Raw genomic sequence first — 17,211 nt, 5'->3', positions numbered from 1 at the left:
TCACCGGACCCGCCACGGACACACTTCGTCGTGGCACCACATGGCAGGAGTTCCTTGGTTGATACAGGCAGGCTGGATTTCACAGAGATTCACCGTCGCGGGTCGATTCGCCATACTTTCTCGAGGTGAAGTTACAACACTTGATTTCCGAGAGGCAACGGCGAAATGCAGTATTAACAAAAAGGAAACACCGTGCATGCATAAGGTTCGGCGCCTTTCTCTTGGGTGCGACCCAAGCTGTCCGGTGAGCCGCCCGACGACCGTCCGGTCGCGCACATCCTGGTGATACGCAGACGGGATGGTGCGGGAAAAGGACCGTGAGTAGTCCGCTGATCGACACCGAACGTGATCACGAACCGAATTTCAGAATCCACACATACTGCGTGGCGCCCCGCCACCGCCAGATCATCACGCGCCCGCGCCTGCGCGGTGTGCACCAGGCGCGCCAGTAGCGCCGCCCGCTTGACCGCCTTCTAACGCGACGGCGCGTCGGCATCACCCGCGCCGGCCTCAGCGGTGAAATCAGCGATCTTGGAGGCGGCCACCCCCTCCACCCACTCGGTGGCCGACCTCAGGCCATCGACCCGTTCCAGGTGCCGGCGCTGCTCCTTGAACCGCGACCATGACGCCCGCCGTGCGGGGCAACGGCCGGAGAGCCCCCCGGCCGATCCGTCCGCCACACCGGGCAGCGGATGGGCAGTGAATGGGCAGTGAATGGCCTTCCGAGGCGCGACCGGCCGATTGATGATCAGGGACGTCGCAGTCGCCACGGGCTACCGGCGGCCAAGTCCATTGAGCCGTCCGGACGGCACAGACACAGCAGCCGTACCCGGAGCCCGTGGCCCCTCCGATCCCACGAATGACTCCCGCAGACCCCTGACGTGAAAGGCAGCACATGGCAGTGGAGCTCGATGAACCCCTCCCGCGCGAGGCCGCCGGCACCGTATGTCAGACGGTGGCCTACGGGCTGATAGGTCGTCAGTCGGCGGAGCCTCGGTCGCTTCGCCGAGGACGGTCGAGCAGGGCGACGGACAGCGCCTCTCTGAGCCAGGTCTCGGACTCGCCGAGTGACCAGCCGATGGCCGTCGGTGCGGATGAAGTAGGCGGAGTTGCAGAGATGGAGCCAGAGCAGCCGCCGTTCAACTCGTGGGACTACTGGCAAGATCCTAGCTGAAATTGGCAATTATGCCGCTCGTGGGCGAGGCGTCAAAGGGTGAGACTTCATGTATGGCTGAATCCGTTCCGCATCGTTTGCTCGATTCGGTGGCGGTTGCGAAATACCTGGGTGAGTGAATTGCTTGATCATCTGGTTGATGTCGGCCATTGTGATGTGGTGATCGCCCGCCTCGGTCATCCGCTGGGCGGCCATCCTGTCCGGCGGGGTGGCGCTTACATGGGCGGCGGCGGGCCGGCTGTTGCGCTGATGAACTCTTCGAGAGTCGCCTCGATGAGTTCGGCCAGTGAGCGTCGATCTGCGCCTTGGCTCCAGCGGTTCCGTGCGGCGAAGAACACCGCGACCGCCGTCCAGGCCGCGATGGTGGCGGCCGGCTCGGCTGTCCTGCGGTCGCGGAGTGCGGTTGCGATCTTGTCTGCGAGGGCGGCTCGTTTGACCAGTTCGCGCTCTTGGAGCTCGGGACTTGCAGCAACGATGTGGTCCAGCTTGGCCGCGTCCTTGCGGTACTGCTCGTAGATCGTGTCGGCGGCGAGTCTGAGCCCGGCCGTGGCGGCGCGCAGGGGATCGACGTCCTCCGGCTGGGCACGGATCTCGGCGGCTATGACCTCTCCGGAGTCTCCTTGGCCAGCGAAGACCACCTCGCGTTTGTCGGCGAAGTGATGGAAGAAGGTCCGTCTGTTCAGGCCGGCTCGCTCGGCGATCTGGGCGACCGTCGTCTTCTCGAAGCCCTGTTCGGCGAACAGCGCCAACGCTGCGTTGCGGAGGCGTCCATACGCGTCGGGTTCCCATCTGGCCACGGCCCGAGCCTATCCCGATTGCACTCAGTGGCATCAATACTGTACGGTTGATGCCACTGAGTGTAATCACCTTGTCCCGCCTCGACTCCGATGGCCCCAACGACGCGCGCCACCCGTACCGGCGGTCGCGGGCCTACAGCCGGTCCAAGCTCATCCGCTTCGTCAGGCTGATCGGTCGCGTTGGCGGCTCGATCAAATAAGAAAAGCAAAACACGGTGATCGATGATGTCGGTTCAATATCTTTCATTTCATCGAGTAATTCTGTGCAGAGAGTCGAGAGTCGCGGGGGTCCGATGACTCATCTGCCAAGAGTTGCGGTTGTCGAGCATCATGGCCTGGTCCGCCGGGGGCTGGAGAGCCTGCTGGCCGGCAGTCCGTCCGTCCGCCCGGTCGTGGTGGTGGCCGAACCTGCCGAACTGGACCCTGCGGGCCCGCGCCCGGACGTCATCCTCTTGGGCCCCTCTCCGGAGACCGAAGGGGCCCTGGACGAGGTGGTCGGTAAACTCGCCACGCTCGGCCGGGTTCTGGTCGTCGCCGAGTTCAGATGGCGGCAATCGGTGACCGCCGTGCTGAGGGCCGGCGCCCACGGCTGCGTCACCCGGGAGACCGGCGACGAAGAGTTGCTCGGTGCGATCGCCACCGTTGCCCGGGGCGGGGTCCACATCGCCCCGGAGCTCGCCGGGCGGCTCTACACCGAACTGCGGCTGTCCCCGGCCGCCGAACCGCCCGCGCTCGCCCGTCGCGAAGTGGAGACGTTGCGCTGGCTGGCCGCTGGTCTTACCCACCGGCAGATCGCCCGGCGGATGGCACTGACCGAGGCCACCGTCAGCACCTACGTCAAGCGGATCAGAAGCAAGCTCGGGGTGGGCAACAAGGCCGACCTGACGCGAAAGGCGTTCGAACTCGGACTGTTCTTGGAGGACGGAGAAACCCGCGCGGCCTGGGACCCCACCGGTCCCTGACGGTCCGAGTGACGCCCTCCACCAGGTGAATCCGGTGCCCGTCTCTGTTCGGTGGGCACCGGTCAGCGTCACAGGCCCCGGCCGAAGGTGAGGAACCAGTCGAACGCCCCGAAGGTGGCCACCGCGAAGGCGATGCCGGCCCCGCCGAGCACCGATGCGGTGCTCGTCAGCCACCCGGGGCGCGCCCGGGATGGCGGTTCCGTATGGCGCACCAGGTTCCGGAGGCCGTACGCCAGCAGCGCGACGGCGACCAGCCCGGCGCAGGCCGGTGCGGTCCATCCCGACCAGCCGAGCGCGCCGGCTCCGAGAACGAGCAGCATGCACAGCGCGGCGGCGCAGGCCACGGCGATCGGCACCGCCTCGGCGACCAGCCGCGCCTCACCGATGCGCAGCAGCAGTGCCACTCCGAGGCAGACGTCCAGCCACGCGCCGTATGAGGACCCGGAGGCGGCCAGAGCCACCAGCGAAGTGGCCAGCACGGCGGCCAGGCCGCAGGTCCACACCACCAGCAGGAGGGTCGCGCTGCTTACGGCCTGCGCGACCCAGTCCTCGTCGCGGTCGCCTTCGCCGGGCAGCCGCCGCTCGCCGGTCCGCCGGTAGGCGTAGGCGACCAGGCCGCTGGTCGTCTGCGCGGAGAACGTCAGCAGTACGAACGCGATCACGGCCGCGACTGCGGCCGTCTGGGTGCCGTTCGCCCCCAGGAGAGCCAGTCCGCCGGCCACGACGGCGGTGGCCGCGCTCGCGGCCAGCACGGCGCAGGTGAGCACCCCGAGCGCCGCCACGTACGCCAGCAGAGCACCGACCAGGGCGCCGACCGCGAGGGCACCCAGGGTGAAGCCCCCCCGGGTCAGCGACCCGCCGGGCCCCTCCGAACCGGGGGGCCATTCTGAGACGGCCAGCGCCCTGGCGGCCAGCGCCAACAGTGGTACCGAGGCCAGGGCGAGCGCCTCGCGCAGCCGCCGCGGTATCTGCCACCGCCGTTCGCCGGCCACCCAGGCCAGCGCGGGTAGCATCATGCCGGCGGTCGCCGCCAGGTCGGCCAGGACACCGACGCCGAACCGGCCGCGTGCCTGGAGGACGACCAGCACGGCGACCAGCCAGCACAGGCCGATCCCCGTCGCGGTCACCAGCCGGGCGTGGGCGTTCCAGCGGTGGTCCAGCAGTCCCTCGGACACCTCGGCGACCCGCTCGGCGACGTCGTACACCACCGGTTCTTCGAACTCGTGCGCCGTCACGTCGCGCAGGTAGAGCACCTGGCCGTCGACGATGCCCAGTTGGTTCAGCGAGCGCTCGGGCGCGTACGGCTCGCCGGTGGGCAGGGCCAGCGACCAGGCGGCCGGCATGACGTCGGCCTCTGGCTGGGCGCACAACTCGGCCAGCGTGTTGACGTAGCTGGTGATCGGCGCGTTGGCGGGTACCGCGAGGTCGACCTGGCGTCGCTCACCCACGACGGTGATCCGGCAGTGCTCATCCACGAAAGACGTGTCCCTTGAGGTTCTCGATCGGACCCGGCCATTCTTCCGGCGGGGGACCCGCGGCCTCCAGTACCCCGTTCCGGTGTCCCCGCGAGCTTCGCGGGGTCTGTCCGGCCATGACCCGCCGGCGTTTCGACCTAGATCTTGCGGACCTGGGCTGCGGTGAGCGCCGTGCTGAAGACCTTGACGTCGTTGATCTGTCCCGGGAACCAGTCGGCGTCCCTGCCGTTGGCCTTGGCCCGGCCGATCGCCAGGTCGCCGGTGGAGGAGACCGGGGAGGTGTCGTGTGTGGTGCTCTGCCGCACCCCGTTGACGTAAAGGGTCACCTGTCCGCCGCCGGCGTCGTACACCCCGACCAGATGGGTCCAGGTCCGCAGTCGTGGAGCGGCCGACGACAGTGACCGGGTGTTGCGGGAGAACGCCCACCGGTTGCCGGTCTTCGCGTACTGGAGGTAGAAGGTGCTCCATGTACCGCCGTCCTGGCTGACCGCGGTGGCGAAGTGGGCGGTGCTGGTCAGGTAGACCCACGCCGACACGGTGAAGCTCTGGCCCGCCCCGGTGCCGACCACCGGGCCGGCCGTGGTCAACTGGCTGTCCTTGCCGTTGAAGATCCCACAGCCGCCGTGTCCGGACCCGCGGGCGACGTCGTAGACGGCGGCCGGAAAGGCATTCGTCTCCTCCGTGCCCAGGGCGCCGGACCCCGAGCCGATCCTCCAGAAGGCGACCGGAGTCGGTCCGGTCTGGTGCGGTGTCGTGCGCTGCTTGGTGGGCGTCGGGGATTGCTGCTTCTGCTGTTTTTGCTGCTTCTGCTGCTGCTCCTTCGGGGCCTCGGACCGGCTGGGGGTGGCCGAGGGCAGTTGCTGTTGCACCGAATGATCCGGTGCGACCTTGCTGTTCGCGGCCATGTTCTGCGATGCCCCGTCGGACGTGGCGTTCTGGTGCCCGTGCACCTCCACGGCGAACACTCCGCCCAGTCCGACCAACAGCGCCGCCGCCGCCAGGCCCACCGCCGCCATGGGGACCCGGCGCGGCGCGCGGGCGGCCGGGCGGGTGACGTCTCCGTCCTCGCCGGCCTTCCCGTCCGGCCGGTCGGTGGCCGGTGGAGTCGCCCACTGCCCACGCCGCAGCGAGCCGCGGGCGGAGCCGCCAGGGCCGGACGGCCCGTCCGAATCGGATCCCTTCGCTTGCTCGGACTCACCGGAGGCAGGCCCCGGACCAGGCAGGACAGGATCGTGCAGCACCGGGTCCTCGGGTATTTCTCCGGTCGGCCGATCCGGCGTCGTTCCTTCCATTCGTATGTCTCCTCACGCAGTCGGCCGGGATTCTCCCTGGCCGCGGCAGCGGTACCGCATACCCCCGATATGGAATTACGGTGCCGGTCGAGGGAAAGATTGTCCTCAGCGGGCGCCGGCGGGCCTTCGCGGACCGTTGCCAAGCTCATTCGGGCACTGCGCGGAGCATACAGAGATATGTCCAGCCGAGACGGGTACGTCCCCCAAAAGGTGTCCCGGCTTGTCCCCAATATGGTGATCGACGCTTCCCCGGCCGGTCCGTGTTCGACAAACTGTCCTCTGCCTTCCGCTATTCGCGGCAGCCTGTCGGAGTGAGCCGGAAGAAGGCGGGCGGCGGGCTCTACGAGTCAGGCGGCGTACCGACGGACAACTCATCACGAATCCTTGGAGCGCGATATGACGGTTCCCTCCGACTACACGGGCGACGTCACCGTCGGTGGAGTGCATTACCACGTCACCCCCGAGTACCTGGCCCAGGCCGTGGCGGACACGAATTCCACGGCCGATGAGATCGCCAACCAGCTCAGCGACCTGCAGCAGTACGTCCAGAGCGTGGAGGCCGCCTGGGGCGGCATCGCCGCCGACCAGTTCAACATCCTCATGACCGATTACCGCCTCTACGCCACCATGCTGCACGACGCACTGACCGACATCGCTCAGGGCCTCCAGGGCAACTACATCAACTACGTTGACTCCGAAGGGCAGAACATCAACAACCTCATAGCCCTGGGTGAGGACATTCCCGCCCCGCCTGTCGACACCAACTTCAACTGACGGAGCACGCAGATGACCCAGCCCTCGATCGACGGTACCCAGATCCGCGTCAGCGACATGCTGAGCAATGCCGGCGCCACCATCAACGCCAAGGCCGCCGCAATCGCGGATGAGCTCGCCCGGCTCAAGAGCAAGCTCGCCCCGCTCCAGGACGATTGGCAACAGAGCCAGGCGGCCACCCGCTACCAGGACATGCAGAACGGGTGGGACATCGCCGCCATCGGCCTGTTCGGCCCCGAGGGCGTGCTCGGGCGGATCGCCCACGCCATGAACGTCAACTGGAACAACTACTGCGAGGCGGAGTGGTCCAACGTCACCACCTGGAAGGAGTGACCGCTTCCACCCGGCCTCGTACCCCGCACGGTTGGCACGAGGCCGTCAGCGTAAGGCCGACCGCTGTCGGGCGGACACGGCACCGGTGACGAGGAGCACTGCCTGAGCATGAACTACGAGGACGAGGACTGGCGCGGATTCGCCGCCGCCTTCAACCGGACCGTACGCCCGGACCGGCGACCGGGCCACTCCGGGGTACGGGTCCTCGCGACCGGCTTCGCGGGGGTGGTCGCCGTGGCGCTCGGTACCCTCCTGACCGGCGCCCTCGGCGGCGGCCGGGCGATCGCCAAGCCGAGTGACCTCAAGCCCATGTCCTCGCCTCCGAGCACCGGCGGCGGGGGCACGATGCGGACGGGCAACTCCTGGACCGCCGTGGCCGGTCCGGGCTGTGCCTCCACCGACACCAGCAGCTTCGCCGCGTACGGTTACTACACCGGCACCAACAGCGACCAGACCACCGGCTGGTCCACCACGTCCAGCGGCGGCTACAGCGGCGACAGTTGCACCGGCGAGTACCTGTCCATACCGGTGTCGGGACAAGCCGGCTCCTACGACGACACCCGGTTCGCGCTGTGGCGGTTCGACCTCAGCAAGACGTACACCAGCGCCTCCTGCACGCTGGCCACCTACGTTCCGAACAGCTCCGACCGTCGGCTTGTCGGCGGCGACCCCGCGTACTACTACTACTTCCAGACCGACTACGGCTACGGCTCCACCGACTCCTCGATCGGCGGCTACCTGGTCTCCCAGGTCTCCAATCGTGGTCACTGGGTCGTCGGTAAACCGTTCAAGGTCAGGACCGGGCTCGTCACGGTGAAGCTGGTCGACGCCGGGGCCAGGGACGGCGGCGCCGCGAAGGACGCCCACGTCGCCGCCGCGCAGGTGCGGATCACCTGTAATGCCGTATGAGCACTGACCTCACGGCCGTACGCCGTGTTACCGGACCGGCGGCGTGGCGGTGAGGAGCGCACTGCGGGTCGGCCACCGCAGCTGGGGCGCGCACCGGACGATCATGGCTGCCGTGCGCGCCGCCGAGCCCGGTGCTCTGATCTCCATCCAGCCCGGCACCTACATCGAGAGCGTCGCGCTGGACCGCGACGTCACCCTCGTCGCGGAGAAGGGCCCCGGCTCGGTGCGGGTGGTCGGTGGGCGTGGTCCGGCGCTCGTTGTGCACGGGCAGGGTGGCGCCGTACGGGACCTGGTGGTCGAAAGCCCCCACGGCGAGCCGGCCGTCCTGATCAGCGGCGGCACGGTGCTGATCGAGGGCTGCGAGATCACCGGAGGACCGGTGCAGGCCACCGGTACCGCCACCCCGGTGCTGCGCAGGTGCAGGCTGCACCACACCGGGGAGGTCGGCCTGTACCTCGGCGGCGACAGCGCGGCCGAGGTCGAGGACACCGAGGTCGCCGATGTCGACGCTGTCGGCGTCTTCGTGGACCATGGAGCCGCCCCGGTGCTGCGGAAGCTGACGGTCACCAGGACCGGCGGGCACGGCCTGCGGTTCAGCGGGTCGGCCCGGGGCACCGCCGAGGACTGCCAGGTCACCCACACCGGAGCGGCGGCGGTCGCGATCGACGCCACCGCCGCGCCCCTTCTACGGGACTGCCGCATCGGCGACAGCGCCGCCGCAGGCTTGATCGTCACCGGCCACGCCGGCGTCGCCCCCGGCACCGTACCGGACCAGGACGACGGCCAAGGCGAGGAAGAGGACGCCTCGGCCGGGGGTGCCTTCGGGGTGGCGCTACACGGCTGCCAGATCGTCCGTACCGCGAAGGACGGCGTCCACGTCACCGGGCAGGCCGCCGCCTCCCTGACGGAGTGCCGGATCAGCGAGGTGCGGGCGACCGGGGTCGTGGTCGGGGGCGACGGCCGGCTGCGGCTGGACGGGACGACGATCACCGACACGGGCGACACCGGCATCGCGGTGGGCGGCACGGCTCGGGTCGAGGTCAGCCGCAGCACCATCCAGCGGGTGGCGGCCAACGGGGTGTACGCGGGTGAGGCGGCGCGGCTCGTCCTCAGCGCGACCGTGGTCAGCGACACCGCGTACACCGCGGTTCACGCCGGCGGCACCAGCCGCCTGGCGGTCCGCGCCTGCGAACTGCGCGGCACCCCGGAACACGGGCTGCGGGGCACCGATGACGCCCTGATCACCGTCGAGAACACCACGATCGAGGATGCCGGCTTGTCCGGGCTGGCCGTCGACGGCTGCGATCTGTCGGCCCTCCGCTGCCGCATCGGCAAGGTGGGCACCGGGATCAGCCTCAGAACCGAGCACCGGCCCCTGATCGACCGCTGCGAGGTGAAGGGGTGTTCCGGGCCCGGCCTCGACGTGGCCGCCGGCACCGCCGCGCTGGTCGTCGACTGCCGCGTCACCGAGACCGGCGCGGCAGGCGTTTTCGTCCGGGAACGCGCCGCGGTGTGGCTGACCGACTGCACCATCGCCGACACCAAGGGCACCGGCCTGGTGGTGCAGGAACGCGCCACCCCCCGGCTCCGGGGGGTGTCCATCGCCCGTACCGGGAAGAATGGTCTGTTCGTCGCCGACAACGCGGCGGGGCGGTACGAGAACTGTGACATCAGTGTCGCCGGCTTCCCCGCGGTCTACGTCGGCAGCGGAGCCACCCCGCTGCTGCGCGGCTGCCTGATCCACGACACCGACGAAGCCGTCAAGTGCGCCGAGGACGCGGACGCGGTGTTCGAGTCGTGCCGGGCCGAGAACGTGAAGGCAGGGGAGTTTCCGCAGGATCAGCCCGGCGATCCCGCGCGGGTTGACGCCGGGGTCCCGGTTCCGTCCACCGGTGCCGGTGCGCCCGAACCGGCCGGCGCGTCCATCGGGCCTGACGGCACGGCGAAGTCGGCAGGCAGGAAGGGCGAGAGCCTGGCCGAGGTACTGGCCGAGCTGGAGGGGCTGGTCGGCCTGGACGGGGTCAAGCAGGACGTCAGCACCATGGTCAAGGTGATGCAGATGGTCCGGCAGCGCACCGAGGCCGGGCTCGCCTCACCGCCGCTCAGCCGGCACCTGGTCTTCGCCGGCAACAGCGGCACCGGTAAGACCACGGTGGCCCGGCTCTATGGCCGCATCCTCGCCGCGGTCGGCCTGCTCTCCCAAGGGCACCTGGTGGAGGCCGACCGCGGCTCGCTGGTCGGTGAGTACGTCGGCCACACCGCCCCGAAGACCACCGCGATCTTCCGGCGTGCGCTCGGCGGCGTGCTGTTCATCGACGAGGCGTACGCGCTGACCCCGGAAGGCCAGGGTACGGATTACGGCCGGGAGGCGATCGCCACCCTGGTGAAGCTGATGGAGGACCACCGCGACAACGTGGTCGTCATCGTCGCCGGCTATCCGGACGAGATGGAACGCTTCATCGACGTCAACCCCGGCCTGGCGTCCCGGTTCACCCGCACCCTCCTCTTCGAGGACTACGACGCCGAGGAGCTCGTGCAGATCGTCGACTTCAATGCGCGCGAGCACCAGTACGAGCTGCCCGAGCGGACCCGCGAGTCGCTGCTGGCCTACTTCGGCTCGATGGTGCGCGACGACCGCTTCGGCAACGGCCGCACCGCCCGGCAGATCTTCCAGCGCATGACGGAGAACCACGCCAAACGAGTCGTGGAACTCGAAGCCCCGACGACCGAGGACCTGGTGACCCTGCTTCCGGAGGACCTGCCGGGTTGAAGAAGTTGAGCCGGCGCCTGGGAAAGGGACTCAGGCGTCGAACGGTCCGTCGGGAGGGAAGGCGGCCTTGTGGTCCATCGTGGCGTAGGACTGGCCCGCATCGGTGATCAGGGCGGTGAACCCGCCCATCGCCTCGATCGCGTTTCCGATGGCGTTCAGCAGGTTCTTCATCTGGGGAATGGTCGCGTCCGCGAACTGCTGGGCAGCGTCGTCGCCCGGGTCCCCCCTCCAGCCCCCTTGGAGGGTCATCGAGCCTGTCTGCACCGTACCCTGGGTGAACCCGACATCCTGGCCGAAGAAGTTGTCGTCGCCGACCGCCTTGTTGACCTCGTCCTTCAACGTCTCGTACCCATCGATGGACTGCGAGGTGGCATCGAGACAGCGCTGCTCGGACGACCGGAGGGTGGACAGGTTGATGTAGAACCGGCCGCTCTCCATCGCGGTCGAGGCGCCGTCGGACGAGCCGTCATCCCGCAGCGGGCGGATATCGGGTGCTGTGGTGTAGGCCATCTTGAGAATCGGCTCATTGCCGCTTTTCTCTGGCGGATCTGAGTCGCCCGATCCATCCGAGGGCAACGGTGTTCCACCGTAATAGCTGGCGTAGTCGTCGGCGGCGGCCTTCTGAACGTCGTCGGAGCCGTCGACCTGCGGTTCCCAGGGCTTCCCAGGTGTCTCGTACTTAGGAACGATCGGCTTGACTGAGCCCAAATGATCGGACATCGACAACACCAGCTCTCTGTGCGGCCGTCTCGGCTCCAGAATCTTCGCGGCCACGGAAACCTCTGCACGGTCCGCGCGCGTATGCTCTCATCCTCCCCTTGACGTGACGAGGACATCGACGTCCCTTTTCCTGGACGCCGTCCGAGCTTCGACGTGGACCTGTCCGTGATGGAGCGGACTCCGTACGGTGGGAGCCGCCACTATGGGTGAAGAGTAAGAGTGGAGCGTGTGTTGTGACGACACCGACATCGGGATCCTCTCAAACCCAGCCGGCGGCGGAGCCTGCCGAGGTGGTCGATGGCCATCCGGGGACGGTCCAGCCGGACGGGTCGTTCGTCTCCGACGACGGTACGGTCTACGTCCCCGCAGGGGGGCGACCGGAGCACGGAATCTCCACCCCGGACGGCCACTTCATTCCGGGCGGCACGACCCACGTCATGCCGGACGGCACGACCGCCTACGGCGTGATGGCCGGCAACGTCTTCTTGTCGGTTGACCAGAAGACGATCGAGCTCGGTGACGGCTCGGTGCTTCACGGTAACTTGGACACGAATACGGGAGTCTTCACCACTGACTCTGGCAACGCTTATCTAGTCACCGCGGATGGTGTTGTCTCCGTCGTGGCTCATGTGATGCCGGATGGTTCGACGGCGTACGGTCAGATGGTCGGCGGTGATTTCTATTCGGCCGATGGGTCGACGGTTGCGTTGGCGAATGGTGATGTTCTGCATGGCGGCAGTCCGCAGAATGGGGTTTTCGTAACCGATTCGGGTGCTGTTTATCTGACTACGGATTCCGGGCTTGTTCCCGGGGTGAGTCATCTGATGCCGGATGGTTCGACGGCGTACGGTCAGATGGTCGGCGGCGATTTCTATTCGGCCGATGGGTCGACGGTTGCGTTGGCGAATGGTGATGTTCTGCATGGTGGCAGCCCGCAGAATGGGGTTTTCGTAACCGATTCGGGTGCTGTTTATCTGACTACGGATTCCGGGCTTGTTCCCGGGGTGAGTCATCTGATGCCGGATGGTTCTACGGCGTACGGTCAGATGATCGGCGGCGATTTCTATTCGGCCGACGGGTCGACGGTTGCGTTGGCGAATGGTGATGTTCTGCATGGTGGCAGCCCGCAGAATGGGGTTTTCGTAACCGATTCCGGTGCTGTTTACCTGCTTATGGATTCCGGGGTCGTTCCCGGGGCGAGTCATCTGATGCCGGATGGTTCGACGGCGTACGGTCAGATGATCGGTGGCGATTTCTTCTCGATCGATAGCACGACGATCGTGCTCGGAGACGGCACCGTACTCCATGGCAACTATGACGCCGGCACCGGACTCTTCACCACCGATACGGGCGACACCTACTTCATCGGCGAGGACGGCGTCACCCACGGGACGTTCAGGCCATCGGACGGCGCTTTCGTGCTGGACGGTGACGCTGGGGTAGTGATGACCCCCGGATCTTGGAAGGTCGACCTCGCGCAGATGGCCGAAACTCTGAGGGTGCTTCAGGGCAAGGCCGAGGCGATATCGGGTTATCATGACACAATAAAGCAGCAGTTCCGTAATGTTCAGTACGCTTGGACCTCTCCGTCGGGTGATACCTTCTCTGACGTATCCGTTCAGGTCGAACGCGCATTGACCAATCTCGACGAACTGCTCGCGAACGTGGTTGATCGCATGCAGCAGTCATACGACAACTATGTGCAGACCGAAAAGGTCGTCTTCGGGAACCTCTCGTACCGGAATTCCGGAGGGGGCCCTGCCTATGAACGAGGGGTCCCTGCCCACGAACGTGGTTGATCGTATACAGCAGTCATACGACAACTATCGGCAGACCGAAGAGGTCGTCCGCGGCAACCTCTCGTACCGGAATTCCGGAGAGGGCCCTGGCCCACGAGAAGCCCTAATCCCTCTTGGCGACACTGGAGCATCCGATGTCTTTTGAACCACCCATCCCGCCTGCGTCTGTTGAACCCCTCCTCGGCCCGCCGCCTGGTGAACCCACCGGCATCCTGCCGCCTACCCTGCCCACCTACAACTCGTCCAGCATTGACGTGGACCCCTGGGTTATCAATTCGGCGTCATCTATCGTGAACGACGCAGTCAAGAGCATCAGCGAGCACATGACAGACATCAACAACGCGCTGAACGAGCTGCGGTTGTCCTGGGTAGGGGATTCTTCTGATGAAGCGGACAAGTTCAACAACGACTGGAACGACGTAGCGCAGAAGCTTTACGGCACGGAGGCCGCTCCGGAACTCGGTGTCCTCAACAAGATCACCAACGGACTCGCCACGGCCGCAGTCGCCTACAGTCACGGCGAGCGCACGGTGTCGAATACCTTCGCCGCCTTCCAGGCGGCGCTGGAGGGGGTCGATGTGACCAACCAGCCGGACGACGCCGACCTCGAGACCTGGCTGTGGGGCCAGGCCGTGCCTGCGGCGGCGGATTCGAACACGGATCCTTACATCGATCAGCCCCCGGCGGAGAACACGGTCATCGACGGTCCTGAGGCGTACCCCGCCGTTGCGCCGGGACTCGACTCCCCTGACCCTTTCGTGCATACCACCGCAGTCGACCAGACCTTCTGACGCCCCGCCCCGTCCGCCACTTCTTTAGGATCCGTAACAGGCCATGTCCACGCACGATCCGAACGATGGCTACGTTGATAACGAGTTCGACCCCGATAAGGTCGTCACGCTCGGCAACGCCTGGATCACTTTCGGCGATCTGCTGGACGAGAAGATCGCGGACATGTCCGCTGCTCAATTCGACCTGATCAACGGGGGATGGCGAGGCGAGGCGGCGAACGCCATGTCGTTCGCCTTCGAGAACTCCTCACGAGGGGCGCCTGCTCCGGCGGACGCCCCTGCCGGGTCTACGGGCCCGGGCCAGCAGTACGACTCCAGAGGAGGGCTTCGGCCACTCGTGGAGAAGGTCGTCGTCTCGTGCTGGGATATGGGCGAGTCGCTCAACTACTTCGCCATGCTGCGAAGCGAAGAGATAGCGGCGGAGAACAAGGCGAAACTCGCCTCGATGATCGCGATGATCATCGGTGCCGTCATCGGACTTATCACCGCGCCCTTGCTAGAAGGCATCTCCGCCTTGGCGGCGGGCGCCCTTTCCTTTCTCGCGTCGGTGGCGAGCAGGATCGGAGCTGCCATCGCCAATCTCCGCAATGCCATCTCAGCACTGGGTGACATGATCGGCGAGGCTACGGCGGCGATCGCCTCGATCACCTCGGGCATCGGTGACATCATGCCCGGACTCGCCAGCATCGTCCCAAAGATCGGGACCTACCTTGGTGACGGCGCCGAGGCGGTGGGGAGTGCCGGCGCAAGCGCGCTCAAGAATCCGTGGTTCGCGCTTCCGGCGAGGTCGATCGTCTACGGCGGTGACTTCGTAGGGGTGGGCGCCGCCGCCACTGCGGCGGGTGATGCGGCCGCGGGAGTGCACACGGACTGGAAGAACTGGAAACCTATTCCGACCGATGCTGAGGGCTGGGGGCTCTTCTTCGTCGGCGGCCTCACCGGCCTGGCCTTTGGCGGCCCCATCATGATGGGCGGCCGTGCCGGTCTGACGTACCTTGGCGACACTGCCAAGGGGGGGTTCAAACCTACTGGCGTCAGCATTCCCAACGTCGGCGGCACCAACGGCAAGTCCGGGTTCACTCCGTCGTCCGGCACGGGAGGGAAAGACACCGGAGCGGTCGACCCGGGTCTGAAAAGTGCTCCTCCCAGCCTCTCCGGCAAGAACATCGCCAACCCCTCCCGCATCGTCGATCCCTCTTCGGGCGTCAACGCCAAGTTCGGCGGGCCCACCAACTCCCATGCCGCGCCCGACGCGGTCGGGCGCGGCGCGGAGAGTCGGCCGGCAGGCGCCCGCCCCAACGGTGCAACGGAGGCGATGCCCAAGCCGGTCGACCCCCTCGGCCGGCCGGTGACCCGGGAATCGAGCAACCCGGATCTTTCGCATTCCCCGACGCTGTCCGACGTCGGCGCCCCGTCGTCACGGTCGTCCGCGGTCTCCAGCACCCCTCGGCCAACGGTCACCCGTCCGCAGGGCGACGGACCCCGGCCCAGCACCGAAGCGCCGAAGACGACGCACGAGCCGACGACGCCGCGTCCCATCGTCCCGTCCCGGGAGACCGGCGACACCGGCCCACGCTCGAACCCTCGGCCGCGGGAGGACACGCCGTCGGCGTCGGCACCACAACCCGGCAGCCTGTCGCGTGGCACCGAGCACCGGAGCGAGACAGGCGGAGCTCCGCGTCCGAACGTGCCGTCGGATGGTGCGCCACATGAGCGCGTCCCGTCCGGCGGAACCACGCGAGAGGGCTCTTCGTCGAGTGTCACCCAGCGCGAGACCGTGGCGCCGACGTCGGTGCGGCAGGAGGACGTGCCCGGTGGGCGTACGCCGCAGGCCGTGGTGCCCGAGCCGGGGAGGACCACCCCGCCCGCCGACCCGGGGCGGACGGTGAACGGGGGCGTGCGGCCGCGGACGGGGACGGGTGATCCCACGGCGCACGACACGCTGACCGCCGAACGCGGCGGCGACGTCTCGGCGGTCGGCAGGAGCGTCACGGACCCCTCCGTCACCGCACCGCGGACCACCGCACCGCGTGAGGATGGAGCTGGAACCGGTGTGCCCGGCAGCACGACGAATGGGCCTTCTCACCCGGCGGCGGTGTCGGAGACGGCGGTACCGTCCCGTGGCGGGCTCGACCATGGCCAGAGCACCGTCCTTCCGCAGAACCGCGAGCCTTCGTCGGGCCGGCCTGGTCAGCTGGGCCGGCCGACGACGAGCACGCCGGACGGCAGGGTGGACACCGAGTCTCAGTCTCTGACGTCGGGCGCCGTCGCGCCCGACCAGGAGCCTGCGGCGCTCGGGAACCGCGTGGACCACAGCCCGACGTCCGCCCCGGTCACCGCCCGACGGGGCGTCGCGGTGCCCACCCGGTCCGACAACAAGGCCGGGGTCGGGCGTGTCGACGGCACCATCTCGGAGGGCGAGAGCCGGCTGCAGACCGCGCAGAGCGCGGAGAACGCGCAGAACGAACTTTCGGCGACTGCGGATGCGGCGCACGAGGGTATCCCCACGGGTGGTCAGGAGCAGCCGTCCTCGAGCCTCGGGGGTCAGCAGGGCAAGAGCACCGTCGGAGGAGGTGAAGGGACCGCGCCGCCGTCGGGCTCGACCAAAGCGCCTACCTCGGGTGGTGGCCGGCCGTCCGATGGCGAATCCGGGCATCAGGGCGGCTCGACGGGGGTGAAGGCTCCCGAGGGCGGACAGAAGGCCGATACCGGCCGGTCGGCCGCTGAGGACTATAGGCACCTTGAGACACAGGCATCGCGATTCGGTCTGAGCCCGGAGGAGGCAGCGGACTGGGGCAGGAAGGCCGCGCAGGCGCATGAATCAGGCGGTCCTGAGGCTGTGGCAGAGGTTCATGAGCAGTTGAACGCCCATCTCGAGGATCTCATCGACCAGGGAAATTACTCCGGAGCCGCCATATGGAAGGGCGTGGCGGCCAAACAGGGGCCGGCCGGCGGTGCACCGAAGCCTGGAAGTGGGCACGACACCGAATCCGGCCCTGGGGGTTCGAAGCCGGAGCCGTCGACGTCGTCTGGTGGCTTCGGTTCCCGAGGAGCTGACGGTGCGAAGAACCCTGGTGGCGGTCTTTCGGGTGCTGAGGTTGGTGCGGCGGCTGAGAGGCGGGCGTTGGATGCGGGGTTGCCGGTGGATGAGGCGGCGGAGTGGGGGAGGAGTTTCGCGCAGGCGCATGAGTCGGGTGGTCGTGCGGCTGTGGGGGAGTTGCACGGGGATCTGATTAGGCGGATCGGTGAGTTCCGTGATTCGCGGGATGCCGCGCAGCCGGGAAGGGCGTTTGATGCGGAGTATTCGGCGTCTCGGTCGGCGGCGGCGTATGAGAAGCTCGGTGAGGCGTGGGGGTTGTCGCCTGATGAGGCGGCGCGTTGGGGTAATAAGTTTTATGAGGCTCATTTGTCCGGT

The 17,211-nt window shown here is 67.6% G+C and carries 12 protein-coding genes; 8 read left to right on the top strand and 4 right to left on the bottom strand.

Annotation, left to right across the window (positions count from 1 at the left end; all coding sequences use genetic code 11):
- Positions 1–1,389: 1,389 nt before the first annotated feature.
- Entirely contained in the window at positions 1,390–1,923 is a 534-nt protein-coding gene (locus NE234_RS43765; RefSeq protein WP_252787090.1) for a TetR/AcrR family transcriptional regulator, read from the bottom strand.
- Between the two features lie 341 nt (positions 1,924–2,264).
- On the opposite strand from NE234_RS43765, the gene NE234_RS43760 reads away from it, so the two are divergent.
- Complete coding sequence (locus NE234_RS43760; RefSeq protein WP_252787089.1) at positions 2,265–2,933, top strand: response regulator transcription factor; 669 nt, start codon at positions 2,265–2,267, stop codon at positions 2,931–2,933.
- Positions 2,934–3,001: 68 nt separating this feature from the next.
- Here NE234_RS43760 and NE234_RS43755 read toward each other — a convergent pair whose 3' ends face one another.
- Together NE234_RS43755 and NE234_RS43750 are read right to left on the bottom strand one after the other, a co-directional pair.
- Positions 3,002–4,408, bottom strand: a complete 1,407-nt coding sequence (locus NE234_RS43755) for an EsaB/YukD family protein (protein WP_252787088.1) — start codon at positions 4,406–4,408, stop codon at positions 3,002–3,004.
- A gap of 137 nt (positions 4,409–4,545) precedes the next feature.
- Positions 4,546–5,700 carry a LamG domain-containing protein gene (locus tag NE234_RS43750; protein WP_252787087.1) on the bottom strand — a complete coding sequence of 385 codons (1,155 nt, stop codon included), beginning with the start codon at positions 5,698–5,700 and terminating at the stop codon, positions 4,546–4,548.
- Positions 5,701–6,096: 396 nt separating this feature from the next.
- Here NE234_RS43750 and NE234_RS43745 point away from each other — a divergent pair, with 396 nt between their 5' ends.
- The 4 genes from NE234_RS43745 to NE234_RS43730 all read left to right on the top strand — a co-directional run bounded on the left by NE234_RS43745 (position 6,097) and on the right by NE234_RS43730 (position 10,486).
- On the top strand, positions 6,097–6,474 hold the full coding sequence (locus NE234_RS43745) for a WXG100 family type VII secretion target (protein WP_252787086.1): 378 nt from the start codon (positions 6,097–6,099) through the stop codon (positions 6,472–6,474).
- Between the two features lie 12 nt (positions 6,475–6,486).
- On the top strand, positions 6,487–6,807 hold the full coding sequence (locus NE234_RS43740; protein WP_252787085.1) for a WXG100 family type VII secretion target: 321 nt from the start codon (positions 6,487–6,489) through the stop codon (positions 6,805–6,807).
- A 108-nt stretch (positions 6,808–6,915) separates the two neighbouring features.
- Positions 6,916–7,716: a hypothetical protein gene (locus NE234_RS43735; protein WP_252787084.1), complete on the top strand. Its 801-nt coding sequence runs from the start codon at positions 6,916–6,918 to the stop codon at positions 7,714–7,716.
- Between the two features lie 49 nt (positions 7,717–7,765).
- Positions 7,766–10,486, top strand: a complete 2,721-nt coding sequence (locus tag NE234_RS43730; protein ID WP_252787083.1) for a right-handed parallel beta-helix repeat-containing protein — start codon at positions 7,766–7,768, stop codon at positions 10,484–10,486.
- A gap of 30 nt (positions 10,487–10,516) precedes the next feature.
- Here NE234_RS43730 and NE234_RS43725 read toward each other — a convergent pair whose 3' ends face one another.
- Positions 10,517–11,260, bottom strand: coding sequence for a hypothetical protein (locus tag NE234_RS43725; RefSeq protein WP_252787082.1), 744 nt, complete (start codon positions 11,258–11,260; stop codon positions 10,517–10,519).
- A gap of 179 nt (positions 11,261–11,439) precedes the next feature.
- Between NE234_RS43725 and NE234_RS45745 the strand changes: the two genes are divergently transcribed.
- The 3 genes from NE234_RS45745 to NE234_RS43710 all read left to right on the top strand — a co-directional run.
- On the top strand, positions 11,440–13,005 hold the full coding sequence (locus NE234_RS45745) for a WXG100 family type VII secretion target (protein ID WP_252787081.1): 1,566 nt from the start codon (positions 11,440–11,442) through the stop codon (positions 13,003–13,005).
- Between the two features lie 113 nt (positions 13,006–13,118).
- A complete protein-coding gene (locus tag NE234_RS43715; RefSeq protein ID WP_252787080.1) occupies positions 13,119–13,796 on the top strand; it encodes a WXG100 family type VII secretion target in 678 nt (225 codons plus the stop codon).
- 43 nt (positions 13,797–13,839) lie between these two features.
- Positions 13,840–17,211: hypothetical protein (locus NE234_RS43710; protein ID WP_406567145.1), on the top strand; the 3,372-nt coding region annotated here is incomplete at its 3' end.

The sequence above is a fragment of the Actinoallomurus rhizosphaericola genome, from assembly GCF_024055675.1.
GTDB lineage: Bacteria > Actinomycetota > Actinomycetes > Streptosporangiales > Streptosporangiaceae > Actinoallomurus > Actinoallomurus soli.
This window is presented reverse-complemented; position numbering and strand designations above follow the sequence as displayed.

Coding starts and splice junctions, on each gene's coding strand:
- NE234_RS43750 (WP_252787087.1), bottom strand. CDS start 5,700: ATGGAAGGAACGACGCCGGATCGGCCGACCGGAGAAATACCCGAGGAC.
- NE234_RS43735 (WP_252787084.1), top strand. CDS start 6,916: ATGAACTACGAGGACGAGGACTGGCGCGGATTCGCCGCCGCCTTCAAC.
- NE234_RS43745 (WP_252787086.1), top strand. CDS start 6,097: ATGACGGTTCCCTCCGACTACACGGGCGACGTCACCGTCGGTGGAGTG.
- NE234_RS43740 (WP_252787085.1), top strand. CDS start 6,487: ATGACCCAGCCCTCGATCGACGGTACCCAGATCCGCGTCAGCGACATG.
- NE234_RS43760 (WP_252787089.1), top strand. CDS start 2,265: ATGACTCATCTGCCAAGAGTTGCGGTTGTCGAGCATCATGGCCTGGTC.